At 74.5% G+C, this 24,252-nt stretch carries 27 protein-coding genes; 17 read left to right on the forward strand and 10 right to left on the reverse strand.

What is annotated here, in order from left to right; genetic code table 11:
- Positions 1-24 precede the first annotated feature (24 nt).
- Together RI554_01610 and RI554_01615 are read right to left on the reverse strand one after the other, a co-directional pair.
- Positions 25-450, reverse strand: a complete 426-nt coding sequence (locus tag RI554_01610) for a type II toxin-antitoxin system VapC family toxin (protein ID MDR9390708.1) — start codon at positions 448-450, stop codon at positions 25-27.
- Positions 447-719 (reverse strand): hypothetical protein, encoded by a 273-nt coding sequence (locus RI554_01615; GenBank protein MDR9390709.1) that lies wholly within the window; start codon positions 717-719, stop codon positions 447-449. The genes RI554_01610 and RI554_01615 overlap by 4 nt, the downstream gene beginning before the upstream one ends.
- Positions 720-907: 188 nt before the next feature.
- Between RI554_01615 and RI554_01620 the strand changes: the two genes are divergently transcribed.
- On the forward strand, positions 908-1,147 hold the full coding sequence (locus RI554_01620; GenBank protein ID MDR9390710.1) for a hypothetical protein: 240 nt from the start codon (positions 908-910) through the stop codon (positions 1,145-1,147).
- Positions 1,148-1,154: 7 nt separating this feature from the next.
- Here the strand turns inward: RI554_01620 and RI554_01625 are convergent, their stop codons facing one another.
- Positions 1,155-2,120, reverse strand: a complete 966-nt coding sequence (locus RI554_01625; GenBank protein ID MDR9390711.1) for an NAD-dependent epimerase/dehydratase family protein — start codon at positions 2,118-2,120, stop codon at positions 1,155-1,157.
- A complete protein-coding gene (locus RI554_01630) occupies positions 2,117-3,379 on the reverse strand; it encodes a cellulase family glycosylhydrolase (GenBank protein ID MDR9390712.1) in 1,263 nt (420 codons plus the stop codon). Before RI554_01630 ends, RI554_01625 begins: the two co-directional genes overlap by 4 nt.
- A 23-nt stretch (positions 3,380-3,402) precedes the next feature.
- On the opposite strand from RI554_01630, the gene RI554_01635 reads away from it, so the two are divergent.
- From RI554_01635 to RI554_01690, 12 genes are all read left to right on the forward strand, one after another.
- Positions 3,403-4,326, forward strand: coding sequence for a hypothetical protein (locus RI554_01635; protein ID MDR9390713.1), 924 nt, complete (start codon positions 3,403-3,405; stop codon positions 4,324-4,326).
- Positions 4,327-4,514: 188 nt separating this feature from the next.
- Positions 4,515-4,991, forward strand: a complete 477-nt coding sequence (locus tag RI554_01640) for a phosphonate C-P lyase system protein PhnG (GenBank protein MDR9390714.1) — start codon at positions 4,515-4,517, stop codon at positions 4,989-4,991.
- The gene (gene phnH / locus RI554_01645) at positions 4,988-5,614 is read left to right on the forward strand and encodes a phosphonate C-P lyase system protein PhnH (GenBank protein MDR9390715.1); all 627 of its coding nucleotides are present in this window, start codon (positions 4,988-4,990) and stop codon (positions 5,612-5,614) included. Before RI554_01640 ends, phnH begins: the two co-directional genes overlap by 4 nt.
- Complete coding sequence (locus RI554_01650) at positions 5,615-6,868, forward strand: carbon-phosphorus lyase complex subunit PhnI (GenBank protein MDR9390716.1); 1,254 nt, start codon at positions 5,615-5,617, stop codon at positions 6,866-6,868.
- The gene (locus RI554_01655; GenBank protein MDR9390717.1) at positions 6,865-7,719 is read left to right on the forward strand and encodes an alpha-D-ribose 1-methylphosphonate 5-phosphate C-P-lyase PhnJ; all 855 of its coding nucleotides are present in this window, start codon (positions 6,865-6,867) and stop codon (positions 7,717-7,719) included. The genes RI554_01650 and RI554_01655 overlap by 4 nt, the downstream gene beginning before the upstream one ends.
- Positions 7,716-8,549 (forward strand): ATP-binding cassette domain-containing protein, encoded by an 834-nt coding sequence (locus RI554_01660; GenBank protein ID MDR9390718.1) that lies wholly within the window; start codon positions 7,716-7,718, stop codon positions 8,547-8,549. Before RI554_01655 ends, RI554_01660 begins: the two co-directional genes overlap by 4 nt.
- Positions 8,546-9,781 (forward strand): alpha-D-ribose 1-methylphosphonate 5-triphosphate diphosphatase, encoded by a 1,236-nt coding sequence (locus tag RI554_01665; GenBank protein MDR9390719.1) that lies wholly within the window; start codon positions 8,546-8,548, stop codon positions 9,779-9,781. Before RI554_01660 ends, RI554_01665 begins: the two co-directional genes overlap by 4 nt.
- 115 nt (positions 9,782-9,896) lie before the next feature.
- A complete protein-coding gene (gene phnL / locus RI554_01670; protein MDR9390720.1) occupies positions 9,897-10,598 on the forward strand; it encodes a phosphonate C-P lyase system protein PhnL in 702 nt (233 codons plus the stop codon).
- 104 nt (positions 10,599-10,702) lie between these two features.
- Positions 10,703-10,948 (forward strand): hypothetical protein, encoded by a 246-nt coding sequence (locus tag RI554_01675; protein MDR9390721.1) that lies wholly within the window; start codon positions 10,703-10,705, stop codon positions 10,946-10,948.
- Entirely contained in the window at positions 10,945-12,795 is a 1,851-nt protein-coding gene (locus RI554_01680) for a biotin/lipoyl-containing protein (protein ID MDR9390722.1), read from the forward strand. Before RI554_01675 ends, RI554_01680 begins: the two co-directional genes overlap by 4 nt.
- Before the next feature lies 1 nt (position 12,796).
- Positions 12,797-13,948: a sodium ion-translocating decarboxylase subunit beta gene (locus tag RI554_01685; protein ID MDR9390723.1), complete on the forward strand. Its 1,152-nt coding sequence runs from the start codon at positions 12,797-12,799 to the stop codon at positions 13,946-13,948.
- Positions 13,949-14,003: 55 nt separating this feature from the next.
- Positions 14,004-14,282, forward strand: a complete 279-nt coding sequence (locus tag RI554_01690; GenBank protein MDR9390724.1) for a ribbon-helix-helix protein, CopG family — start codon at positions 14,004-14,006, stop codon at positions 14,280-14,282.
- A gap of 6 nt (positions 14,283-14,288) precedes the next feature.
- Here the strand turns inward: RI554_01690 and RI554_01695 are convergent, their stop codons facing one another.
- Positions 14,289-14,591 (reverse strand): metalloregulator ArsR/SmtB family transcription factor, encoded by a 303-nt coding sequence (locus tag RI554_01695; GenBank protein MDR9390725.1) that lies wholly within the window; start codon positions 14,589-14,591, stop codon positions 14,289-14,291.
- Between the two features lie 171 nt (positions 14,592-14,762).
- Between RI554_01695 and RI554_01700 the strand changes: the two genes are divergently transcribed.
- From RI554_01700 to nrfD, 3 genes are read left to right on the forward strand one after another with little or no spacing between them, the layout of a single operon-like run.
- On the forward strand, positions 14,763-17,303 hold the full coding sequence (locus RI554_01700; protein ID MDR9390726.1) for a molybdopterin-dependent oxidoreductase: 2,541 nt from the start codon (positions 14,763-14,765) through the stop codon (positions 17,301-17,303).
- Between the two features lie 17 nt (positions 17,304-17,320).
- Positions 17,321-17,932 carry a 4Fe-4S dicluster domain-containing protein gene (locus RI554_01705; GenBank protein ID MDR9390727.1) on the forward strand — a complete coding sequence of 204 codons (612 nt, stop codon included), beginning with the start codon at positions 17,321-17,323 and terminating at the stop codon, positions 17,930-17,932.
- Positions 17,932-18,840: an NrfD/PsrC family molybdoenzyme membrane anchor subunit gene (nrfD, locus tag RI554_01710; GenBank protein MDR9390728.1), complete on the forward strand. Its 909-nt coding sequence runs from the start codon at positions 17,932-17,934 to the stop codon at positions 18,838-18,840. The genes RI554_01705 and nrfD overlap by 1 nt, the downstream gene beginning before the upstream one ends.
- 149 nt (positions 18,841-18,989) lie before the next feature.
- On the opposite strand, the gene RI554_01715 is transcribed toward nrfD, so the two are convergent.
- The 5 genes from RI554_01715 to RI554_01735 are packed head-to-tail and all read right to left on the reverse strand — an operon-like array spanning position 18,990 to position 22,902.
- Positions 18,990-19,544, reverse strand: a complete 555-nt coding sequence (locus tag RI554_01715; GenBank protein ID MDR9390729.1) for a hypothetical protein — start codon at positions 19,542-19,544, stop codon at positions 18,990-18,992.
- Positions 19,545-19,553: 9 nt separating this feature from the next.
- On the reverse strand, positions 19,554-20,000 hold the full coding sequence (locus tag RI554_01720) for a hypothetical protein (protein MDR9390730.1): 447 nt from the start codon (positions 19,998-20,000) through the stop codon (positions 19,554-19,556).
- Entirely contained in the window at positions 19,997-21,244 is a 1,248-nt protein-coding gene (locus tag RI554_01725) for an ABC transporter substrate-binding protein (GenBank protein ID MDR9390731.1), read from the reverse strand. The genes RI554_01720 and RI554_01725 overlap by 4 nt, the downstream gene beginning before the upstream one ends.
- Before the next feature lie 15 nt (positions 21,245-21,259).
- Positions 21,260-22,033, reverse strand: coding sequence for an ABC transporter permease subunit (locus RI554_01730; protein ID MDR9390732.1), 774 nt, complete (start codon positions 22,031-22,033; stop codon positions 21,260-21,262).
- Positions 22,030-22,902: a sugar ABC transporter permease gene (locus RI554_01735; protein MDR9390733.1), complete on the reverse strand. Its 873-nt coding sequence runs from the start codon at positions 22,900-22,902 to the stop codon at positions 22,030-22,032. Before RI554_01735 ends, RI554_01730 begins: the two co-directional genes overlap by 4 nt.
- A gap of 94 nt (positions 22,903-22,996) precedes the next feature.
- On the opposite strand from RI554_01735, the gene RI554_01740 reads away from it, so the two are divergent.
- The gene (locus tag RI554_01740) at positions 22,997-24,241 is read left to right on the forward strand and encodes an alkaline phosphatase family protein (GenBank protein MDR9390734.1); all 1,245 of its coding nucleotides are present in this window, start codon (positions 22,997-22,999) and stop codon (positions 24,239-24,241) included.
- Positions 24,242-24,252 lie beyond the last annotated feature (11 nt).

Here is a 24,252-nt window from a genome sequence, read left to right on the forward strand (position 1 = left end):
GGGCACGTGCGGCGCGGCCGGGCGTCAGGCGCCGCCCTGCCACGGGTCGACGACGTCGACCCCGGTGTCCCCGAACGCGTCGGGGCTGCGCGTCGCCAGCGTCCCGCCGCGGGTGCGGCAGATCGCGGCGATCTGCGCGTTCGCGCGGGAGATCGGCCGCCCGAGGCGCTCCCGGCGGGCGACGACGTCGGCGTACTCGACGGCTTCCGCGGGGCCGAAGGGGTGGATGCGGCCGGCGAAGTAGTCGTCGAAGACGTCGCCGGCCGCCGTCAACAACGCCCGTTTGCGTTCGCCCTCGGGCAGCGTCCCGAGGCCGGTGAGGACCTCGGAGACCGACACGGCGGTCGTGCCGATCTCGCGCAGAGGGTAGGCGTCGAGCCACCGCACGACGGCGTCGTCCGGCTCCGCGCGCATGAGTTCGGTCAGCACCTCGGTGTCGAGCACGATCACGAGGCGGCGTCCTCCTCCGTCCCGCGACGGGGCGGGTCGCTGCGCTCGGGCAGCTCGAGGTCCGCCGCGCCCGCCTCCAGGAAGCGGGCGTGGATGCGGCTGGCGAGGCGGGCGGGCTCCGGGTCGGGCCCGAGGGCGTCGCGCAGGATGAGGCGCGCCTCGGCCTCCATCGAGCGGTCGTGCGACGCCGCGCGGGTCCGCAGGCGGACCTTCAGGGCGTCGTCGAGGTTGCGGATGATCAGGCTCGCCATCGCGCGCCTCCGTTCCACGTCGTGTGCTAGCGATGATAGCACCGGGCGCTTCGTCGTCCCCGCCGACCGCACGTCGGCCGGGCGCGGGAGGGCGCGGTCCACCATGCCCCACACCAGCGCAGGTGCGCAGGCCGCGCACCGCCTCCCGGGGGTCCGGTCGGGCCGCCCCTCGGCAGCGGACGGGGCGGCGCGGTACCCTGGCCGGCATGTGGATCTGGCTCCTGGCCGTGCTGGCGCTCGGCGTGTTCATCGGGGTCCGGCTCGCGGGGCGGGTCGGGCTGCGTCGCGGCGCGGGCGGCCCCGACCTCGAGCGCGAGGCGTACCTCCGCGGGCGCGCCTACGAGCAGGGGCTCGAGGAGGGGCGGCGCCGCGAACGCGAGGCGTGGGAGACCGCCCGCGCGCGCGGCGAGGTGCCGCCCGCGCTGTCCGACGGCGACGCCCGCTGACCCCCGCTCAGCGCAGGAACGGCGCGGCGCCCTCGAGGGTGCCGTCGCGGCGCCAGGCGACGGTCGCGGCGATCCCGAGCTCGAGGCGCGTGGCTTTGAGGGCGTAGACGGCGTCGATGCGGCGGGCGTCGACGTGGAACGCCGTCATCCGTGCCGGCAGCGTCTCGAGCGCCGCGCGCGCGTCGCGCCGGAACCACGCCGCGAGGCGCAGCGCGAGCGGGCCGACGGCGCGCATGCGCGGGGCGTCGAGGTCGGCGGCCTCCGCCGCGGCGCGCAGGAACGCGCGCGGCGGGACGGCGGGGGCGTGCGGCGCGATCCAGGTGCGCCCGAGCGCCGACGCGTACGTCGCGAGCTCCGCGGCGGCGCGACCGACGTCGGGGGCGTACGCCACCGCCTGCGGGACGTCCGGTTCCCCGATCCACCGCACCGCCCGACCGGCTTCGAGCGGACCGAACAGCGCGTCCCCGAACGACGAGCGCGCGACGCCGGGCCCGTACGCCTCCGCCGTGCGGAGGGTGACGGCGCGGACCCGGCCCGCGGCGTGCGCCGCGGCGAGGTCCTCCGCGAGGCGGGCCTGCAGGGCGCCGCGAGGTCCGGCGGGCGCGACGCGACTCTCTTCGTTCACCGGCGGGGCGGGGTCGTAGAGGGTGAGCGGTTCGATGGCGAGGAGCGTCGCGTCGTGGGCCGCGGCGGCGGCGCTGGCGGCCGCCCGTAGCGCGGGCAGCGCCTCCGTCCGCTCGGGCGCGGGGACGTCGGCGGCGTCGATGATCGTGCGGGCGCCCGCCGCGGCGGCGTGCAGCGCGTCGCCGTCGCGCGCGTCCAGCGCGACGACCTCGACCTCGTCGGGCAGGAGCGGGGGACGGGCGCCGCTGCGGTTCACCGCCCGCACGGCGTGCCCCTTGGCCCGGAGGGCGCGCGCCGTCCAGGCGCCGAGCGCGCCGGTCCCGAGCACGAGGTGCAGCGGCGCGCTCACGCGTCGCTCCCGGCGAACGTCGCGTCGACCCGGTCGGGGTCGTAGCGCTCCAGGTAGCGGCGGTAGAGCCGCGCGGCGTGACGGGCGGGATCGGCGTGGTACGCCTCCGGCGTGACGTCCAGGTCGACGACGCGGGCGGGCGTCTCGGGCACGGTGGGGGGGTCGGCGGCGACCCGCCGCACGACGTCGGCGTGGGGTTTGGGGGTGCCGTCGGCGCGCACCAGGCCGAAGGTCCGTTCGTGCCCGGTCGTGTCCAGCGGTGGGCGGTCGGTGAGGGCGGGGTCGTAGTCGGCGTAGTTCCACGTCATCGACCCGGGCGCCCCGACCTCGACCAGCTTCGCGAGGACCGTCTCGACGTACGCCGCGAGGTCGGCCTCCGACGCCATGAACTGCGTGTAGGGCCCGTCGGGGCCGGGCCACGTCGCGACGTGCGAGCGTTCGCCCGGCGCGGCGGTGCAGCCCCCCCACTCCTCCATCCAGACCGGCATCCCGCCGGTCAGGGCGCGCGTGAGGGCGTTCAGGAACGGCACGAGGTCGGGGTCCAGCGGACCGCGGGCCATCGACAGGTACGCCGGGTAGGCGTGCATGACCGCCAGGTCGGTCTCGGCGAACACGTCGTGCGGGCGGAGCCCGACCTCGCCGAGGAGCGCGTCGGCGTGCAGCCCCAGCGTGACGGGGTGGTGCGGGTCGACGGCGCGGACGACCTCCACCATTCGGCGGGTCCAGGCGCGCCCCGCCGCCGCGTCGCGCGGTCGGGCGAACAGGTCGGGTTCGTTGCCGAGGTTCCACGCCCACAGCGCGTCGTGCTGCGCGAAGGCGCCCACCACGGCTTGCAGAAGCGTCGTTTCCGCGGCGAGGGCGACCGGGTCGTGGAACGGGTTGCGGTACGACGCCGTCGTCGCCCGCCCCGCGCTCACGCGCGGGCGGGGCGAGGGCAGCGGTGCGGCGTCGTCCAGCAGCCACCGCGGCACCCAGTTGGGGCCGCTCATGTGCCCGACGAAGAACGTCACGTCCAGGCGGAGGCCGGCGTCGTGGGCGGCGTCGAGGGTCGCTTCGAGCTCGTGCAGGCGGCGGGTCGGGACGCGGTCGGGGTCGGGCTGCCAGTCGTCCCACAGCAGGAAGATCCGGACGATCTCGAGCCCGAGGTCGGCGATCTGCGCGAACTCCTCGCGGACCTCGCCGGCGTCGAAGTCGCTCCACCACGCCATCGCCTTGCGCCGCGGCCAGTAGTTCACGCCCTGCACGAAGCGCTGCGTCACCCCCAAAGCGTACCCTTGGGGCGATGCGCGTGCTCGCCGACGCCCCCCCCACCCTCGCGGCGTTCGCGCCGCCCGTCACCCCGCACGAGAGCGGGGGGAGGTCGGCGGACCTCCCCCCGCCCGACGCCGCCGCCTACGCCGCCCTCGTCGGGACCGCGCGCGTCTGGCGCGGGGAGGGCCCCGCCGGCCTGCGGGGCCCGCTCGTCCTCACCGCCGAGGCCCACCGTCCGCAGCTCGCCGCCCTCGCCGACGCCGCGGAGGCCGGCGCCCCCGAGGACGTCGCGACCGTGGCGTTGGGGGGGACCTTCGTCGGGCAGCGCGGCCGGACGTGGCACGCCCCACCCGGGAACCTCCAGCTGGCGGTGCGGCTGCGTCTGGGCGGTCCGGCGCGGGCGCTCCAGGCCGGCCTGGCGGCGCTCGGCAGCGTCGCGGCGGCGGAGGCGATCGAGGCGGTGAGCGGGGGGCGGGTCGCGCCCGGCACGAAGTGGGTGAACGACCTGGTGTTGGGCGCGCCCATGCGCAAGGCGGCGGGCGTGCTGGTGGCGGCCGACGTGCAGGGGGACGCGCTGCCGGCGGCGCGGATCGGGATCGGCGTGAACGTCGCGGTCGCTCCGACGCTCGACGCGCCCGACGCCCTCCCGGCGGTCGCCCTCGCCGACGCGGACGCGGCGTTCGCCGCGCCCCGCGCCCGCGCCGACCTGGCGTTCGCGATCCTCGGTCGATTGGCGGCGTGGCGCGACGTGCTCGTCGAGCGGGGCTCCGCGCCGCTGGTGGACGCCTACCGGGCGCGCGCGGCGTTCCTCGGGCGGCGGGTCGAGGTGCGGCCCGCCGCCGGCGGGCCGCCGTTCGCGGTGGGCGTGGTGGAGGCCCTCACGCCGGACCTGTACCTCCGTCTCGCCGGGCGGGCCGCGCCGGTCGCGACCGGGCGGCTGCGGGTCGTCGCGTGAGGACGCGTCGGCGTGAGGGGGCCCGGCCGTGCCGGCGCGACGTCGTGGCACGGCGCTGACCTGACGCCGGTATACGTGAGCGCACGCGTCCCGGGGGTCCCGGGGGTGCCGGGGGTGCCGGGCGCGCAGGCGAGGTCGGCCCGGCCCGGGGCGGTACCCTCCGCCGGGACGGAGAAGGGAGTCCGGACGTGCACGACGACGCGACACGACCGCAGGGGGCCTCCGCGGCCGCGTGGCCCCGCCGCGAACGCACCCGCGTCCTCGTCGAGGGCGATCCCGCGCTGCGGCGGGCATTCGCGGACGAGATCCGCGCGGCGTACGCGACCGAGGAACCGCCGGCCACGCGGGGGTTGGCGATGATCGACCTGCGCGAGACGGCGCAGCGCACGCGTTTCCTGATGGGGGAGGTCCTGATTCAGGAGGCGACCGCCCGCGTCGCCGGCACCCTCGGGCGCGGCCTGATCCGGGGCGACGACCCGGCGGCCGCCACCGACCTCGCCGTCGTCGACGCCGCCCTGCGCGCGGGCCTGCCGGAGACCGCCTCGTGGGCGGCGCGCCTGCGCGCCGAGGACGCCCGGCTGGCCGCCCGACGGGCGGCGGAGGCCGCCGTGTTGCGCCGCACGAAGGTCCGCTTCGACGTCATGCAGGAGGAGGACCCCACGTGAGCTTCGATCCGGTCCACGACCTGCAGGCCGCCTTCCGGACGCTGCTCGACGCCTTCGCGCGACCCGGCACCGTGCACGACCTCGCACCGATCGCGCGGCGCCTCCCCGGGCCGGAGGGCGCCGCCCCGCGCGGGGCGTGGGGCGTCGTCACCCGCACGCTGCTCGACGCCGACGCCCCGTTCGCGGTGGCGGCGGACGCCCCGGCGGGGTTCGCGCGGGCGGTGCGCGAAGCGACCGGCGCTCCGGTCGTTCCCCTCGACGACGCGGGGCACGTCCTGGTGCCCGACCCCACGAGCGATCCCGCGCCGCTCCTCCGCACCGCTCGCCGCGGGACGCTCGAGGACCCCCACCTCGGGGCGACGGTGCTGCTGGCGGTCGAGCGGCTGTACGGCGACGGCCCGCGCGGTGCGGAGGCGGCCGGCGCGACCGGGTACCGCCTCGAGGGGCCCGGCGTCGACGGGACGCGGTCGGTGTGGGTCGCGCACCCCCACGCCTGGGCGCCGGCCCGCGACGCGGCGGTGGCGGACGTCCCGCTCGGGGTGGACGTCCTGCTCCTGGACGCCGAGGACCGCATCGCCGCGATCCCGCGCAGCAGCCACCCGATCGCCGGCGGGGGGCCCTGAGTGGGGTACGTCGCCGTCAAGGGTGGCCGCGACGCGATCGTCGCGTCGCAGGCGCGCCTGACGTACGAGCGGTTGGCGGAGGGACGCGTCCTCGACGTCGCGGACGTCCGGGCGGGCCTGCGCGGGGCGATCGATCAGGTGATGAGCGAAGCGAGCCTCTACGACGAGGACGTCGCCGCGCTCGCCCTCAAGCAGGCGGAGGGCAGCCCCGAGGAGGCGGTATTCCTGTTGCGCGCGTTCCGCTCGACGCTGCCACGTCTCCACCACACCCGCACCGCCGACACGCGCCCCATGCACGTCGAGCGACGGATCTCCGCGACGTTCAAGGACGTGCCCGGCGGACAGCTGTTGGGCGCGAGCTATGACTACGTCCACCGGCTCCTCGATCCCGACCTGCGCTTTGAAACCGACGCGGACGCGCGGGCGTGGCTGGCCCGCTGGCGCGCCGAAGCGGAAGCCGCCGCGTCGGCCGTCGGGACCCCGGAGGGTGGGGACGCGGAGGCCGGGGAGGGCCCGGACGGCGCGTCGGACGCGCTGCCGAAGGTCCTCGATTACCTCCGGACCGAGGGGTTGATGGAGGCTCGCGCCGACGACGACCGTGCGCCGGGCGACGTCACGAAGGCGGCGTTGTCGTTCCCGGCGGGGCGCAGCCGCCGGCTGCAGGTCCTTACGCGCGGCCAGACCGGCGTCGTGACGGCGCTCGGGTACGCCTCGTTGCGCGGGTTCGGGCCGATGCTCCACCCGACCGTCGGGGAGTTGCGGGTGGGCCGGCAACCCCTGAGTGTGCCCGACCCCGACGCCGTCGCGGACCAGATCGACGACCCGGAGGAGGACCACTACCTGGGGACGGTCCGCCTCACCGAGGTGGAGACCGTCGTCCCGGTCGCGGTCTCCGCCGCGGGGCCGCAGGACGCGGAGCGCACGGCGCTCGGCTTCGACCTCGGCTACGGCGCCTGCTTCGGGCGCAACGAAACGAAGGCGATCGCGATGAGCCTGCTGGACCAGACGCTCGAGCATCCCGACCCGCGCGCCCCGACGCACGACGAGGAGTTCGTGCTGCTGCACGTCGACGCGGTCGAGGCCAGCGGCTTCATTTCGCACCTGAAGCTCCCGCACTACGTGACGTTCCAGTCGGAGCTCGATGCGGTGCGGCGCACCCGCGCCGCGGCGTTGGGGGGCGCAGGGGATGCGGACGACGCGGGGGTCGCGGGCGACGCCCCCGACGCGCCCACCGACGGGGAGGGAACGCCGTGAGCGTCGATGCGAACTTCGCCTTCCTCGACGAGGGCTCGAAGCGCGAGATCCGGCGCGCGGCGTTGAAGGCGGTGGCGATCCCCGGCTACCAGGTGCCGTTCGCGTCGCGCGAGATGCCGATCGCGCGCGGGTGGGGCACCGGGGGGCTGCAACTGACGTTGGCGTTGATCGGGCGCGACGACGTCCTCAAGGTCATCGACCAGGGCAGCGACGAAAGCGTCAACGCCGTCAACATCAAGGCCCTCGTGCAGGCCACGACCGGCGTCGCGACGTGCGAGGACACCGGCGAAGCGACCCTCGTCCAGTCGCGGCACCGCATCCCCGAGCGACCGCTCCGGCGGAACCAGATCCTCGTGCTGCAGGTGCCGATCCCCGAGCCGTTGCGGCGGGTCGAGCCGCGCGAGAGCGTCACGAAACGCCTGCACGCCGAAGCGGACTACGCGGGGGCGTACCTGCAGCTGTTCGAGCGGATCGTGCGGCACGGCGACGCATCGGCCGGTGCGGATCACCCCGTGCGGGTCGATGGGCGCTACGTGATGGCACCGAGCCCGGTCCCGCGCTTCGACAACCCGAAGCTGCACCGGGCCGAGGCGTTGGTGCTGCTCGGGGCGGGCCGGGAGAAGAAGATCTACGCGGTGCCGCCTCACACCGACGTCGCCTCGTTGGCCTTCGACGACCACCCGTTCCGGGTCGAGGACGTCGCGGGGCGCGCCTGCGCGGCGTGCGGGGCGACCGGCGTGTTCCTCGACGAGGTGGAGGGGGACGACGGGACGGCGACGTTCCTGTGCAACGACACCGCCGAATGCCGCGCGCGGCGCGTGGGCGCCGCACCGTCGGGGGGCGGGCCGTGAGTGCGCCGGTGCTGCGCGTCGAGCGGCTGCACCGGCGCTACGGCGCGGGGTGTCCCGCCTGCCGTGGCGAGGGGGCGGCGCTGGACCGTAACCGCTGTCCCGCCTGCGGGGCGGTGCACGCGGTGCGCGACGTATCGTTCGAGGTGCACGACGGCGAGGTGCTCGGCATCGTCGGGGAGAGCGGGAGCGGCAAATCGACGCTGCTGAACGCGTTGGCGTTCGACGACGCCCCGACGTCCGGCGCGGCCTACCTGGCGGGGTACGAGGGGGGTGCGGCGAACGTGTTCGACGCCAACCGGCGGGCGCGCCGGCGCATCCGCAACGAGCTGCTCGGCAAGGTCTACCAGCACCCGGCGGCGGGCCTGCGCATGCAGGTGAGCGCCCTCGCGAACGTCGCGGAGAAGATGATCGCCGCCGGTGAGCGCCGCGTCGGCGTGATGGACGCGCGCGCCCGGGAGCTGCTGGACGCGACGCGCATCCCCGCGGCGCGCGTCGGCGAGCCGCCGCAGCGGTTCTCGGGCGGCATGCAGCAGCGCGTGCAGATCGCCAAGGCGCTCGCGACCCGCCCCCCGCTGGTGCTGCTCGACGAGGTCACGACGGGGCTCGACCTGTCGGTCCAGGCCCGCGTCCTGGACCTCGTCAAGACGATCCAGCGGGACCTGGGGGTCGCGATGGTGCTCGTCTCGCACGACCTGGCGGTCGTGCGGATGCTCGCCGACCGGACCCTCGTGATGCTGGACGGCGTCGTCGTCGAGCGCGGCCTGACCGATCAGATCCTCGAGGACCCCCAACACCCCTATACCCAGGAGCTCGTGTACTCGCTGGTATGACCCGCGACCTCGCCCCCACCCGCGCCGCCGTCGACGACGCGCCCCGCCGCTGGCGCCTGCACGGCGGCCGCGTCGTCACGCCCGACGCCGTCCTCGACGGCGCGGTCGTCCGCGTCGAGGGTCGCCACGTCGCCTCGGTCGAGGCGGTCGAGGCGGCCCCCTCGGAGGCCGACGAGGTCGACGTCGACCTCGCGGGCGCGTACCTCCTGCCGGGCTTGATCGACGTCCACGCCGACTACATCGAGCACATGGCGGCGCCCCGCCCGACCGCGATGCTGAACTTCCGGTTCGCGTTGCGCGAGGCGGAGCGGGAGTTGATCACGCACGGCATCACGACGATGTTCCACAGCCTCGCGCTGTACGGGTTCGACGCCTTCGCGACGAACCCGGTGCGGCGGCCGGGGCCGACGAGGGCGTTGATCGACGTCGTGCACGCTTCGCACCGGTTCGAGCACGTGCTGCATCACCGCCTGCACGCCCGGTTGGAGATCGACGACGCCGGCCGCGTCGAGGAGCTCGCCGGCTACCTCCGGGCCGGCAAGGTGCACCTGCTGTCGTTCATGGACCACACCCCCGGCCAGGGGCAGTACCGCGACCTGGAGGCGTTCCGGGAGGCGGTGAAGGGCTACGGGACCCTCGACGATGCGGGCGTCGACGCGCTGATCGCCCGCAGCCGCGACCGCGCGCTGCTGGACGCCGACACCCTCGCCGCGCTCGCGCGGGTGGCGACGGAGCACGGCGTGGCGGTCGCGTCGCACGACGACGACGGCGAAGCGAAGGTCGACCTCGCGGCGAGCTTCGGGACCACGATCAGCGAATTCCCCATCACCCTCGACGTTGCGCGCTACGCCCGAGCGAAGGGCCTGCACACGGTCGCGGGCGCCCCCAACGTGCTGCTCGGGGGGTCGCACTCGGGGAACCTGTCGGCGGAGGCGGCGGTCCTCGACGGGGCGGTCGACGTGTTGTGCAGCGACTACTACCCCGCCGCCCTGCTGCGCGCGATCTTCGCGTTGCACGCTCGGCACGGCGGCGACCTCGCCCGCTTCGTGCGGCTCGCGACGACGAACGCCGCGGTCGCGACCCGCATCGATCACGAGACCGGCGCGCTGGTGCCGGGCCTACGCGCGGACCTGATCGCCGTGCACGTCCTCGGGGACGGCTCGCCGGCCGTCACCGACGCCTTCGCCGCCGGGGCGCCGGTCTACCGCGCCCGCTACCGCACGCACCCCTGATCGGAGGGACCATGGACCACGACCCCCGCCCCCACCCTCACGCCCGCGTCCGCCGGTCCGAGCTCGGGACGCCCCAGGCGGGCGCACGCCCCCGGGGCGGCGCGGTGGGGCGGACGTGAGCCCGCCCATCCTGCGGCTGGAGGCGGTCACGAAGACGTTCACGGTGCACGCGCTCGGAACGCGGATCGAGGCGGTCAAGGACGTCGGCTTCGACGTCGAGGAGGGCGCCTTCGTGGGGTTGACCGGCCGGAGCGGGAGCGGCAAGTCGACGGTGCTGAAGTTGGTGTACCGCACGTACCGTCCGCAGAGCGGATCGATCCGCTACCGCTCCGCGGGGTTCGGCGAGGTGGATCTGGCGGAGGCCGACGACCGCACGGTGCTGGCGTTGCGGCGCGGCGAGATCGGCTACGTCAGCCAGTTCCTGCGCGTCGTGCCGCGCACGACGGCGCGCGACGTGGTCGCCGCCGCCGCCCTGGAGGCGGGCGCGACGGTGGACGCCGCGGCGGCGGAGACCGAACGGTTGTTGGCGCACTTCGAGCTGCCCGAGGCGCTCTGGGACACCTACCCGCAGACGTTCTCCGGGGGGGAGAAGCTGCGGCTGAACGTCGCGCGGGCGATGGTGAAGCGGCCGCGCATCCTGCTTCTCGACGAGCCGACGGCGAGCCTCGACGCGCCCAGCAAACGCAAGGTCGCGGACCTGCTCGGGCGCCTGAAGGCGGAGGGCACCACGATGCTGGGGATCTTCCACGACCTGGCGTTCATGCGCGACCTCGCCGACCGGGAGATCGCCATGGAGCCCGGCGTCCGGGTGTCCTGAGCGGAGCGCGTGCGTCCGCCGCTGCGGCCACGCGCCGTCGCGCCGGGGGCTACGATGGTCGGAACCACGTCGCGGCGCCGGGCGCCGTGCAGGGGAGGCGCACCGTGAACGAACCGGACCTGTGGATGCTTTCGCTCAACGCCTTCGCGGCGGTCGTCGTGCTGTTGTCGGCGCTCGCGCTCGTCCTCGCGGCGCTCGTGCGGGTCTTCCCGGCGGACGCGAACCCGCGCGCCGCGGAGGCGGCGCCGGACCCGGCGTACGAGGCGGCGATCCGCCGGGCGGTCGAGCAGGTCGCGCCGGGTGCGCGCGTGACGGCGGTGCGCGAGGTGCACGAGGGGGGGCCGCGATGATCCACGCGTCGAGCCCGAAGCGCGTGGCGGTGATGTTGACGGCGTTCCGCGACGGGCTGCAGAGCGTGTTCGGGGGGAAGGTGCGCGTCGCGGACGTCCTCCCGGCGATGGAGGCGGCGTCGGCGGCGGGGGTGCGGCACTTCGAGTTCGGGGGCGGCGCGCGCTTCCAGGCGCCGTTCTTCTACGTCGGCGAAGACCCGTTCGAGGCGATGGACGCCATGCGCGCCGCGGTCGGTCCCGACGCGGACCTGCAGATCCTGACGCGCAGCATCTCCGGCGTGACGTTGACCAGCCAGACGCCGGAGGCGTTGGCGTTGCAGGCGCGGTTGATGGCGAAGCACGGGACGACGATCGACCGGAACTTCGACTTCATGAACGACGTCGGGAACCTGCTCGCGACCGGGCGGCCGATCGTGGAGGCGGGGATGCACCACCAGGCGACGGTGGCGTTGATGGGGTTGCCGTACGCGTCGGAGCGGGTGCACACGCCCGCCTTCTACGCCGACGTCGCGCGAGGCCTGCTGGACGGCGACGTGCGGATCGATTCGATCGCCCTGAAGGACGCGTCGGGCACGACCGACCCGGCGACGGTGTACGAGACGGCGAAGCGCGTGAAGGCCCTGACGGGGTCGGAGGTGCCGGTGTGGTTCCACACGCACGACACCGCGTCGATGGCGGTCGCCTGCACGATGGCGGCGATCCACGGCGGCGTGGACGGCGTCGACCTGTCGGTCCGGCCGTTGGCGTCGGGGACGTCGCAACCGGACGTGCGCAGCGTCGCGCACGCCCTGAAGGGCACCGGCTACGGTCTGGATCTCGACGCGGACGCGGTGGGCGCGGTGGAGGGGGAGCTGGAGGCGGGTCTGGCGGACTACGCGTTCGACCCGATCACGTTGGCGGCGGACGCGCGGGTGGTGGGTTTCCCGATGCCGGGGGGCGCGATCGGTCCGAACGTGTTGATGATGAAGGAGGCGGGGATCCTGGACCGGTACGCGGAGGTTCTGGCGGAGTTCCCGGTGGTGGTGGAGGCCGGGGGGGCCTGGACGAGCGTGACGCCGGGCTCGCAGCAGTACTGGTTGCAGGCGTTCGACAACGTGCTGTACGGGCGATGGACGAAGATCGACGCGGGGTACGGGCGGTCGGTGTTGGGGTACTTCGGGCGCCCGCCGGAGCCGCCCGACCCCGAGGTGGTGCGGATCGCGTCGGAGCAGTTGGGGCTCGCGCCGTTCGACGGCGACCCGTCGGAGGTGGCGGAGGACGGCCTGGCGCCGGCGCGCGAGGCGCTTCGCGCGCGGGGCCTGCCGGAGACCGACGAGCACGTCTTTCTGGTGGCGGCGGCGATCGTGCCGGGCAAGGCGATGGACCTCAACGAGGGGATCCGGCTGCTCGAGGGGCGGCCGCGGATCAAGCTGCCGCTCCGGACGCCGGAGGGCGCGGAGGTGGCGTCCGGGCCGGCGTCGGGGTCCGCGGCGCCGTGGACGACGCCGGTCACGCGCCGGGTGACGGTCACGGAGGGCGGTGCGACGCGGACGTTCGACGTGACGTTGGCGCCGCCGGGCGCGGCGCCGGAGGCGGCTCCGGCCCCCGTGCCGGACGCCGCCCCGGCGCCGGCCGCGGGGGGGCCGGCGACGCCGGTGCACTCGCCGTTCGGGGGGACGGTGGAGGTCCTCGCGGTGCGGGTGGGGATCGGCGAGGCGGTCGCGGAGGGGCAGGTCGTCGCGACGGTGGAGGCGATGAAGGCGGAGCACGACGTCCGCAGTCCGGTGGCGGGCGTGATCGCGTCGGTCGACGTGCGGCCGGGCGACGAGGTCGGGCCGGACGTGGCGATCGTGACGGTCGGGGGCTGACGTGGAGGCGTGGAGCGAACTCCTGGCGGGGAGCGGGCTGCTGGCGTTGTCGTGGCGGAACGGCGTGATGTTCGTCGTCGCCGGGGTGTTGATCTTCCTGGCGGTCCGCTACAAGTACGAACCGTTGTTGTTGGTGCCGATCGGGTTCGGGGCGGTGCTGGCGAACCTGCCGGGGGCGGACCTGGCGGCGTCGAGCACCGCGGTCGCGGGGGAGGGGAAGCTGCCCCTGATGCAGTTGATCTACGAGGCGGGCATCCGCACGGAGCTGCTGCCGCCGTTGATCTTCCTGGGGGTGGGGGCGCTCACCGATTTCCGGCCGCTGTTGGCGCGGCCGTTCACGTTGATCCTGGGGGCGGCGGCGCAGGTCGGGATCTTCGTCGCGGCGCTCGGGGCGCACTACCTGTTCGGCTTCACGCCGGAGGAGGCGGCGTCGATCGGCATCATCGGGGGGGCCGACGGGCCGACCTCGATTTTCTTGACGGCGATCCTGGCGCCGGAGTTGTTGGGGGCGGTGGCGGTCGCGGCGTACAGCTACATGGCGTTGGTGCCGGTGTTGCAGCCGCCGGTGTTGCGGGCCCTGACGACGCCGGCGGAGCGGGCGATCCCGGTGGGGGAGGCGCGGCGCGTGTCGCGCACGGCGGTGATCCTGTTCCCGATCGTCACGACGGTGCTGGTGTCGTTGCTGATCCCCGCCGCCGCGACGTTGGTGGGGCTGTTGTTGTTCGGCAACCTGTTGCGGGAGTCGGGCGTCACCGACCGGCTGGCGAAGACGGCGGCGGGGCCGTTGATCAACGTCGTGACGATCCTGTTGGGGTTGGTGGTGGGCTCGACGATGGCGGGCGCCTCGTTCCTGGCGCTCGAGACGGTGTTCATCCTGGTGTTGGGGGCGGTGGCGTTCGTGGCCAGCACCGCGGGTGGGATCCTGCTCGCGAAGGCCGTGAACGTGGCGCTGCCGCCGGAGCGCCGCATCAACCCGTGCCTGGGGGCGGCGGGGGTGTCGGCGGTGCCGATGTCGGCGCGGGTGGTGCAGGGGTTCGTGAGCGAGCACACGCAGGGGCGGGTGAACCCGTTGATGGCGGCGATGGGGCCGAACGTGGCGGGGGTCATCGGGTCGGCGGTGGCGGCGGGGGTGTTCCTGGCGATCCTGCGTTGACGCCCCGACCGGGGCTGCGGTGCGGAGCGCACCGCGCCGGTGCTACCCTGGCGTCATGTCGTCCAAGACGCGCCTGACGCCGTTCACCGTCCGCCTTCCGGAGGCGGATGCGGCGCGCTTGCGCGCCGAAGCGGAGGAGCTGGGGGTGTCGGTGGCGGTGCTGCTGCGCATCCTGGTGCGGCAGAGCCTGCGCGGCGGTCGTTCGGTCGTCGGTCCACCGGCCGGCACGCCGGGCGGCGGAACGCGGGATCTGCTCGGCGCGGCCGGCGCGGCGGCGCTGGACGAGGACGAGGTGGCGGCGGTCCGCCGGGCCGGCGTGCGCGACGACGCCTGAGCGGCGTCAGGCGCCGGCCTCGCGGCCGCCGAGCGCGCCGAGCCGCGCACCGAGCTCCTGGAACCGGTCGCGGTCGAGTTCGTAGTAGACGTAGCGCCCGCGGCGTTCGGCGCGCACGAGGCCGGCGTCGACGAGCTGCTGCATGTGGTGGCTGACGGTGCCCTGCGCGAGCCCGAGGGTCATCTCGATGTCGCAGCTGCAGATCCCCGCGTCGTGGCGGTCGCAGACCTGGACGGGATCCTCGAGGTAGCCGAGGATCCGCCAGCGGGTGGCGTCGGCCAGGACCTTGAAGACGTGGACCTCCTCCACGCGCCAATCCTACCACGACGCTCAGGTATTGCGTGCTGGACGGCGTTCGCCCAGCGCGCCGGCGGGACGTTCGCCCTTGCCCCTCCCCGGGCCGTATCGACTACCTTCGATATCGAACGGTCGTGAACGGATTCACGAGATGCCGGGACCCGAGGAAGGAAAGGGGATTCCATGTCCGAACGCACACCGCACGTCTCGCGAAGGGGCTTCCTGCTCGGCTCCGCCGCGGCCGCCTCCGGCGCCCTGCTGGCCGACCGCGGCTTCGTCGACGCGCAGCGCTTCTTCACCGACGACGGCCTCGACGTCGCCGGCCTCCGCGACGCCGGCTACGAGGTCCGCCACACGATCTGCCACCAGTGCGGCGCCGGCTGCGGCCTCACCGCCCTGGTGAAGCCCGCCCCCGACGGCGGCGCCCCGCAGTTGCTGGTCCTCCCCAACCAGGACCCCGAGCACCCGCAGCGCGGCTACTGCGGGCGGGGCGCCACCGCCGCCTACACGTGGGACGGCCCCCAACGCCTCCGCACGCCGCTGAAGAACGTCGGCGAGCGCGGCGAAGGCCGCTTCGAGGCGGTCTCCTGGGAGACCGCCCTCGACGAGATCGGGGACCGCCTCGCGGCGCTCCTCGAGCGCGACGGGCCCGAAGCGCTCGCCGCCACCACCCACGACTTCAAGGGCGACCTGCAGTGGCTCATGACGCCGCTCGGCGCGCCCAACGTCGTCAAGCAGTCCAGCACCTGCAACACCGCCGGCGTCGTCGGGCGCAAATGGACGATGGGGAGCGCCTACGCCAAGCACTCCACCGTCGACCCCGACTACGACAACGTCCGCTACGTGCTGTTCCCCGGCCGCAGCCTCAACGCCCCGATCGGCGCGGTGCACCGCCTCGCGAAGGCCCGCGAGCACGGCGCGAAGGCGGTCTTCCTCAACCCCGCCATGCCCGACGTCGCCTTCGCCGACGGCGAATGGCTCGCCTGCTACCCCGGCACCGACGCCGCCTTCCTGCTCGGGGTCGCGAAGGTCCTGATCGACGAGGACCGCTACGACGACGCCTTCGTGCGTCGCTACACCGACCTGCCCTTCCTCATCCGCGAGGACGGCCTCCCGCTCACCGAAGCGGACGTCCGCCGGGACGGCGCCGACGACCGCTACGCGGTCCGCGCCGCCGACGGCCGCCTCGCCTTCGCGGACGAGGACGTCGAGGTCGAGCTCGCCTGGGAGGGCACCGTGCGCGGCGCCGACGGCGCCGACCTCCCGGTCCGCACCGCCTGGGCGCGCCTCCTCGAACACCTCGGCGACTACGACGTCTCCCGCGTCGGGCGCATCACCGGCCTCTCGGCCGACGACGTCCTCCGCGTCGCCCGCGGGCTCGCCATCAACCGCGGCGTCGTCGAGGACACCTGGTACAACACCCGCAACGGCAACGACACCGACGCCATCATGGCGCTGATGACCGTCAACGCCCTGCTGGGCAGCATCGACACCGTCGGCGGGCTCGGCTTCAAACCCAGCGCCAAGGTGCCCGGCGTGATGGCCACGCACGAAGGGCGCCTCGAGACGATCCGCGGCGACGGCTTCACCCTCCCCGACACCGACACCAGCGTCGACAAACGCCGTTACCCCGAAGCGAACGCCACCTTCGACGCCGTGATCGACGCGATCCTCGACGAGGACCCCTACCCGATCACCGGCCTCATCGCGCTCGGCGCGACGATGTTCCACCGCGATCCGAACACCGCCCGCCTCGAACGGGCGCTGCGCAAGCTGGACCTGATCGTGAACATCGACATCGTCCACCAGGAGTTCGACGACTGGGCGGACTACGTCCTCCCCGCCGAGATGTTCCTCGAGCGCGAGGACCTCGGCCAGGTCGGTTGGTCGATGGAGGGCGTCGTCGCCCTCCAGCACCGCGTCACCGCACCCCCCGAGGGCGTCGAGGCCCGCCCGCACCTGTGGATCATGCTCGAGCTGCTGCGCCGCATCGAGCCCGGCCTGGCGCGCGCGATGGGCTACGAGGACCGCTTCGCCGACGTCGACGTCTTCCGCCGCGACTTCCTCGCCCCCCTCCAGGACGCCCGCATCGAGGCGCTGGCCGAGACGTGGGACCTCGACCCCGCGCAACTCCGCGAGGAGCTCGACGCCCGCGGCTTCAAGACCGTCGTCCCGCAACGCTACGGCCGCATCCCCTACCAGGAGCCGTTCGACACCCCCAGCGGCCGCCTCGAGGTGTACGCCCTCGCGCCGGTCCTGAAGGGCTACCGCGCGCACGGCTTCGCCGAGTACTTCCCGCCCCCCGCCTACACCGCGCCGTCGGCCGACGACGAACTGTTCCTCGTCAACGGCAAGAGCCCCATCGGCTCGTCCGGCGTCGCCAGCGTCGCCTTCCCCACGCAGTACCTCGTGGACAACGCCCTCTGGATCCACCCCGACGACGCCGAACGCCTCGGCCTCGCCGACGGCGACGACGCCGAGGTCGAGGGGCTCGACACCGGCTGGGTCGCCACGACCGAGGTCCGCGTCACGCCCCGCGTCCGCCCGGGCGTCGGGTACGTCTACAGCTACGCCGGCGGGAACCGCGGGTCGTTCGAACGGCGCGACGACCGCTTCGCGAAGCGCGCGAAGGGCCTCAACCCCCACTGGTTCGCGACGTCCACCATCGACCCCGTCACCGGCTCGAACGCCAACAACGCCTCGATCCGGATTCGGCGCGCCTGAGCGCGGAGAGGAACGCCATGGCTCGTGTCAACGAAATGAAGGGAAGCGAACCCACCCGGCGCCTCGCGCACGTCTGGGACGAGAGCCTGTGCATCGCCTGCGGCGCCTGCGTGATGGCCTGCACCATGACGAACCAGCCCGAGATGATGCACCGCAAGGAGAAGGGTTGGGATTCGGTCGCCTCGAACATCCGCCGCATCGACGGCGTGAACGCCACCGGCAAACCGTCGGTCCTTCTCGTGCAGTGCCAACACTGCCAGGACGCCCCCTGCGTTGCCAACTGCCCGTTCGGGGCGGTCTACCGCGACGACGACGGCCTCGTCCGGCTCGACGCCGAGCAGTGCGCCGGCTGCAGCTACTGCGTCACCAGCTGTCCCTACAACGTCCGCTGGTTCCACCCCGACAGCAAACTGCCGATGAAGTGCATGGGGGAGGGCTGCCTGGACCTCGTCGCGCAGGGCGAGGACCCCGCCTGCGTGCAGGCCTGCCCGGCGATGGCGCGCGACTTCGGGGACCTCAACGACCCCGCCAGCAGCGTCTCCGTCACGCTCCGTTTGAAACGCAGCCGCCGCCTCCTCGAGGAGGCCGGCACCGACCCGACGTACTTCGTCGTGGAGGGAGGGCTCTGATGACCCCCGCCGACCTCACCTTCCAACTGGACGTCGCCCACTGGGGCTGGTCGATCGCCGCGTTCCTGTTCTTCGTCGGCATGGCCGGCATGGGCTCCGTCGCCTACGCCTTCGTGCGCCGCACCGCCGTCATCGCCACGATCTTCGTCTCCCTCGTCGTCGGGCTGCTGCTCGTCGTCAGCCACCTGGGGCGCTGGTGGAACCTCCCGCGGACGCTGTTCCTGATGGTCCGCGACCTCGAGCTGAACTTCGGGTCGTGGATGCTGATCGGCATCACCGTCCTCTCCATCCACCTGGTCCTCGCGCTGATCGCCCTCGTCGCGCACCTCCCGTTCCTCACGAAACGCCTGCCCTGGCTGGCGTGGACCGAGCGGGTCGACGCCTCGAGGGCGTTCCTCGGGGCGTTCGCCTTCGTTGGCTTCTTCGCCACCGTCTACAGCGGCTTCCTGATCACGCAAGCGGTCGGCATCCCGCTGTGGAACAACGCCCTCATTCCGGTGTTGTGGGTGATCAGCGGCTCGATCGCCGCCATCGCCATGCTCGAGCTGCTGTACGTCGTCGGCGCCGTCGACGCGAAGGTCTCGTCGTTCGGGGTGCGCCTCGGGATGGTCCTCGACGGCATGAAACTCCTCGCCGTGCTCGGGTTCCTCCACGTCGCGACGTCCTACGGCAGCGCCGGCGCGCGCTACGGCGCGACGCTGATGACGAGCGGCGACCTGGCCTGGATGACGTGGGTCGGCGTCGTCGGCGTCGGCATCCTCGTGCCCCTCGCCATCGGGGCGTACACCCTGCTGCGCGAGAAGAACAAGGCGCTGTTGACCGTCTCCGCCCTCTCCGCCCTGGTCGGCGTGTTCTTCCTGCGCGCGACCGTGCTGCTCGCCGGCACCTTCGAACCGTTGGTGCTGTGACCGTGGCCCCGCGGGCGCCCGCCCCCGGCGGCGCCCGCCGGCCTCCCCCCGTTCGCCCCCCTCCTTTCTCGGCCGGTCGGGCCCCACCCGACCGGCGACCTCCCCACCCGCCGGCCCCCCCGGGGCCGGCGGGCGTGTCTCGGTGGGGGTCAGTCGACCGGGAAGCGCCAGGCGTCGAACGTCGTGACGAACCGCCCGCGGACCGGCACGAAGGCGATGCGGGCTTCGAAGTCGCCGATCGCTTCGCGCGGCACCCAGCGCGCCCCGAGCGGCGCGAACGTCAGGTTCCAGCCGGTCACCGGACCGTCCTCGACCGGCGGCAGCGTCATCACCACGTCGCCCGTCGCGGTCGTCTCGAGCGCCGCGCCGTCGCACCCGAGCCCCAACTCCGCGAAGCCGCCGTCGGGCCCGTCGCCGCCGGTCCCGGGCGGGCGCGGCAGCCCCCGACGCTCCAGCGTCTCCGTCGTCCAGGTGCCGTCCTCGGCGCGTTCGGCGCGCTGCAACTGGTAGGCGATCTCCCGCTCGCCCTGCTCGATCGCGACGCCCAGCTCGTACGACCGGGCCTCCTCGAACGACGTCTCGAGCGACGTCAGCAACGTCTCGCACGTCGCCTCCGGCGGCTGCGCCGCCGCGACGCCCCCGAGGGCGGCGGCGAGGACGAACGCGAGGGGGGCGACGGACGAACGCAACGTGGAGCGCATCATGCCTCGAGGCTAGCGCCCCCGTCGGGCCGACACCGCGAGCCCCGCGACGCTGGCCACCCCCAGGGGCAGCGTCGCGAGCGGCAGCTCCACCGCGAACGTCGCCAGCAGGTTCGTCGGCGTCGCCAGCAACGCCGCCCGCACCAGCCCCGGGACGCCCCACCCCCCGAGCCACGTCAGGTCCGCCGCGCCGGCCAGGACGCCGGCCAGGAACGGGAACGTCGCGACGTGCGCGAGCGCCGCCCCCCACGCCGCGGCGCGGCCCCCGCGCCGCCAGGCGCGGTGGTGCCACTGCGCCGAGAGCGCCGCGGCGACGGCGTACGCCGCCGCATCCAGCGCCGGGGACGCCGTCAGACCGGTCAGCACCCCCTGGCTGCGGCCCACCACGTCGACGGCGGCGAAGCCGAGCAACCCGAGCGCGGGCGCCAGCAACAGCGCGCGGGTCCGGGAGGCGCTCATTCGACGAGCGCCTCGGCGCGGGCCTGCGCCTCCATCAGCGCTTCACCCGGGTCGCGCCCCCCGCGCAGGACCCGCTCCAGCATCTCGTCCACGATCCCCCGCATCGCGTCGAACGCCGCGATGCGGGGGCGCGGGACCGCCCGGTCGAGCTGCGCCAACGCCGCCCCCCGTCCCGGCTCCTCGGCGTAGAACGCCTCGAGGAGGGGGCGTGCCGCCCCGCGGACGGGGAGGTAGTACGACCCCTCCACCCACGTCGCGACCTGCTCGGGCTCCATCAACCACCGCCAGAACCGCCACGCCGCCGCGCGCGCCTCGGGCGCGGCGTTGCGCATCACGACGAGCTGCGCCCCGCCCAGCGGGACGCGCCCCCCGTCGGCCATCGGGACGGGCACCGCGGTCAGATCGAAGGCGACGGAGAAGCGGCGCACGTCGGGCCAATTGGCGATGCTCGCGAACGCCATCAACGAGCGCGTCCGCACGAACCCGAGGATCGCCGGCGTCGTTTCGTCCGCCCCGTAGAACGCCAACGACCCGCGCGCCTCCAGGTCGGCGAGCAACGTCAGCGCCTCGCGCGCCTCGGGCGTGTCCAGGGTCGGGCGGCCGGCGTCGTCGACCAGCGCCCCCCCGAGGCTCCGCACCATCATCTCGAACAACCAACTGTCGCCGACGAACACCACCCCCCGCGCGCGGCGGGTGGTGAGGGCGTCGGCGGCGTCGGCGAACGCCGGCCAGGTCGTCGGCGGCTCGACGCCGGCCCGCTCCAACGCCGACGCGTTCAGGTACAGCGCCGGCGTCGACGCGTTCCACGGCAGGCCGTAGCGGCGGCCGTCCAGCACCCCGTAGGCCCACAGGCCCGGCACGAAATCGTCGGTGAACGCCGCCGGCAACGACGCCGCCTCCGCCGTGAGGTCCTGCACCGCGCCCTCCGCGACGAGGCGGGGGAAGAAGGCGATCTCCGCCTGGAACAGGTCCGGTTCGTCCGGCCCGCCGAACGCCGCGAGCAGCTTCGTTTGCGCTTCGCGGTAGCTGCCGACGTACCGCGCGTCGACGCGGACGTCGTCCTGCGTTTCGTGGAACCGCTCGACGAGCGCGTCGACCGTCTCCTGGGCGGAGTCCATCGAGTGCCAGAAGGTGATCTCGGTCTGCGCACTCGCCGCGCCGGCCAGCGTCAGGGCGAGCGCGAGGGCGGCGGCACGGACCCGCCGGAGCGGAGGGGTGGGGGGACGGGGGAACGGCGTCGGCATGCGGACCTCCTCGAATCAGGAACGGAACCCGGCCTCGAACGTCGCCAGGATGCGCTTCTCGAACACGGCGTACACGATCACGATCGGGAGGCTCGCGACCAACGCCGCGGCCCCCAACACCCCCCAGTCGAACGGGCGGGTGCGCAGGAGGTCGGCGAGCACGACCTGCACCGTCCAGAGCGACTCCGGGGTCGTGACGCGAGGGTAGAGCACCAGGTTCCAGTGCGCCGCGAACGCCAGCACCCCCGCCGCCAGCAACTCCGGACGCAGGGTCGGCGCCACGATCCGCAGCAGGATGGTGCGCTCCCGCGCCCCGTCGAGGCGGGCCGCCTCGATCATCTCCCACGGCACCCGCCGCACCGCCTGCAGCAGCAGGAACGTCACGAGCGGGCTCGCCAGGAACGGCGCGATCAACGCCGCGAAGGTGTCCAGCAGCGACAACACCTGCAACAGCCGGTAGAGCGGCACCAGCAGCAACTCCGTCGGCAGCGCCAACAACAGCAGCACGACCGCCCGCAACGGCGCGCCGTTGCGCATCGCGTACGCCGCCGCCAGCCCGAACGCCAGCTGCACCGCGACCGTCAGGCCCGACGCGGCGAGGGAGATCCCGAGCGCCCGGAACAGGCCCGTCCCCGGCAACGCCGCGAGGTTCTCCAGGGTGAAGCCGAACGTCAGCAGGTCGGCCTGCAGCAGCGCGTCGGCGGGCAGGAACGCCGCGTACGCCAACCACGCCAGCGGCGCGGCGACGAACGCCGCGAACGCCGCGGTCGCGATCCGCAGCGCGGTCACGCCGCCCCCCGCCCGGCGGCGGGACGGCCACCGGTCCGCGCCGCCAACGCCCGCGCCTGCAGCGCCGCGACCAGCAACGTCACCGCCAGCACGAACAACGTCACCGCCGCGCCGTACCCCAGTTCGAAGCGTTCGAAGGCGACCTCGTACAGGTAGTACCCCAGGACCCGCGTCGTGCCGTACGGCCCCCCACCGGTCAGCAGGTACACCGCGGTGTACGCCTGCAGCGACAACACCGTCGCGACGACCGTCAGGAACGTCAGGGTCGGGCGCAACAGCGGGAGGGTGACGAAGCGGAACACCGCCCGCTCGCCCGCCCCGTCGAGGCGAGCCGCCTCCTGCACGTCGGCGGGAATGCCGCGCAGGGCGGCGGAGACGACCAGCACCCCGTACCCGGTCTGTTGCCACAGCGTGAAGGCGACGACGTACGCGAGCGCCGCCCACGGCTCCGTCGTCCACGGCAGCCGCAGCCCCGTGAGCTCCGCCACGACCCCGAAGTCGGGGGCGTACAGCAGGTACCAGGCGATCGCCGACCCCCCCACCGTCACGAGGCCCGGGGCGAACAACAGCGCCTTGACGAACCGCTCGGCGCGCGTCCCGCGGATCGCGACGGCGATCCCCAACGACAACGCCAGGAAGGTCGGGATCGTGATCCCCGCGAACGCCGCGGTCGTCCCCAGCGAACGCCAGAGGTCGGCGTCGCTCGCGAGGCGCAGCAGGTTCTGCGCGCCGACCGGCTCCGGGTCGCCGATCCCGCTCCACGACCAGGTGGCGTAGCGCAGCACCGCCAGCAGCGGCACCGCCCCGAACAGGGCGAAGGCGAGGGCGGCCGGGAGGGCCCACAGGCGGGCGCGGAGGCGCGTGGACACGACGGCGTAGGCTACCGCGGCGCGTGTCAGGTCGCCATCACGCCCTGACGCCGTCCTGACCCACCGCCGGACCGTGCGGGCGTACCCTGCCGCCATGGCGACCACGATCCTCGTGATGATCGACGGCCTCTCCGCCGACGACCTCCGCGACCACCCCCACGACCTGCCCACCCTGCACGCCGTCGCCGCCGACGGCCTGCGCGTCGACCGACTCGCCAGTCAGGTGCCCGCGACGTCGCTGCCCGGCCGGACCGGCATCGTGACCGGCGTCCCGCCGGCGGTGCACGGCGTGTACGGCAACGTCGTTCACGACGGCGAACGCTTCCGCTACGCCAACCCCGACGACGTGCGCGTCCCGACGCTGGCGCGACGCGCGCGCGACGCCGGCCTGGACGTCGCGGTCGCCGGCTACGGCATGGTCCGCCCCGAGGACGCCACGACGTTCGCGGGGCCGTGGTGGGCGAAGGAGATGCTGCAGCGCGCCCGCGACGCCGAACCCGTCCCCGCCGACGCCGGCTGGTTGCGGACGATGGAGGCGGCGGACGACCCCCGCCTCGCGCGCCTCGCGGCGGACGGCGTGCACGTCGAGACGCCCGACGCCTACGACGGCGACCGCATGCACTACCTCATGCACGGCCTCGAGGGCGACCGGCGCCTCCTGCGCCTGAGCGCCGCCCTGGCGACCGACCCCACCCCGCCCGACCTGATCCTCACCGAGATCCTCATCCCCGACTCGGTGCAGCACGTCGCCGGCCCCCGGACGCCCGCCAGCGTCTGGTCGTTGGCGTTCGCCGACGCCCTCGTCGCGACGCTGCTGCAGGACCTCGACCGGGCGGGGCGGCGCGACGCGGTGAACCTCATGCTGCTCAGCGACCACGGGCACGGCGGCGTCGAGCGCGCCCTCCACCCCGAGCGGTTGCTGCCCGACCACCCGGCCGCCCCCGAGGGGGGCGCGCTGTTCGTGGCGGTGCCCGAGGGGCCCGAGCGGGCGGACGTCGACGCCCGCCTCGCGGGGTACGGCATCGCGCCGCTCGAGCCCTCCCCGATCCCGGTGGAGGACCGCGCCCGCCTCGCGGCGTACGTCGCGCCGGCCGGCGCGGTGTTCGAGCGCGCGCCGGAGGGGGCGCCCGCGGACGCGACGTCGGGCCCGCCCGGCTACCGCTCCGCGCACGGCCTCCGGCCCGGCACGCCGAGCGACGACCGCTTCCTCGTCGCGGCCGGGCCCCACGTGCCGACCGGGCGCCTCGCCGCCGCGGACGCCGAGGACGTGGAGGCGACCCTAGCGGCGTGGTTGGGCCTCGCGCCGGCCGGCATCGGCCGGCCTCTCGGGGACGCCTGAGGGACGAGGGG

It is taken from the genome of Trueperaceae bacterium, assembly GCA_031581195.1.
GTDB lineage: Bacteria > Deinococcota > Deinococci > Deinococcales > Trueperaceae > SLSQ01.

Bases quoted from the DNA above. Each gene is read 5' to 3' on its own strand.
- RI554_01620 (MDR9390710.1), top strand. From the start codon at position 908: ATGTGGATCTGGCTCCTGGCCGTGCTGGCGCTCGGCGTGTTCATCGGG.
- RI554_01635 (MDR9390713.1), top strand. From the start codon at position 3,403: ATGCGCGTGCTCGCCGACGCCCCCCCCACCCTCGCGGCGTTCGCGCCG.
- RI554_01665 (MDR9390719.1), top strand. From the start codon at position 8,546: ATGACCCGCGACCTCGCCCCCACCCGCGCCGCCGTCGACGACGCGCCC.
- RI554_01680 (MDR9390722.1), top strand. From the start codon at position 10,945: ATGATCCACGCGTCGAGCCCGAAGCGCGTGGCGGTGATGTTGACGGCG.
- RI554_01690 (MDR9390724.1), top strand. From the start codon at position 14,004: ATGTCGTCCAAGACGCGCCTGACGCCGTTCACCGTCCGCCTTCCGGAG.
- RI554_01700 (MDR9390726.1), top strand. From the start codon at position 14,763: ATGTCCGAACGCACACCGCACGTCTCGCGAAGGGGCTTCCTGCTCGGC.
- RI554_01705 (MDR9390727.1), top strand. From the start codon at position 17,321: ATGGCTCGTGTCAACGAAATGAAGGGAAGCGAACCCACCCGGCGCCTC.
- nrfD (MDR9390728.1), top strand. From the start codon at position 17,932: ATGACCCCCGCCGACCTCACCTTCCAACTGGACGTCGCCCACTGGGGC.
- RI554_01715 (MDR9390729.1), bottom strand. From the start codon at position 19,544: ATGATGCGCTCCACGTTGCGTTCGTCCGTCGCCCCCCTCGCGTTCGTC.
- RI554_01720 (MDR9390730.1), bottom strand. From the start codon at position 20,000: ATGAGCGCCTCCCGGACCCGCGCGCTGTTGCTGGCGCCCGCGCTCGGG.
- RI554_01725 (MDR9390731.1), bottom strand. From the start codon at position 21,244: ATGCCGACGCCGTTCCCCCGTCCCCCCACCCCTCCGCTCCGGCGGGTC.
- RI554_01740 (MDR9390734.1), top strand. From the start codon at position 22,997: ATGGCGACCACGATCCTCGTGATGATCGACGGCCTCTCCGCCGACGAC.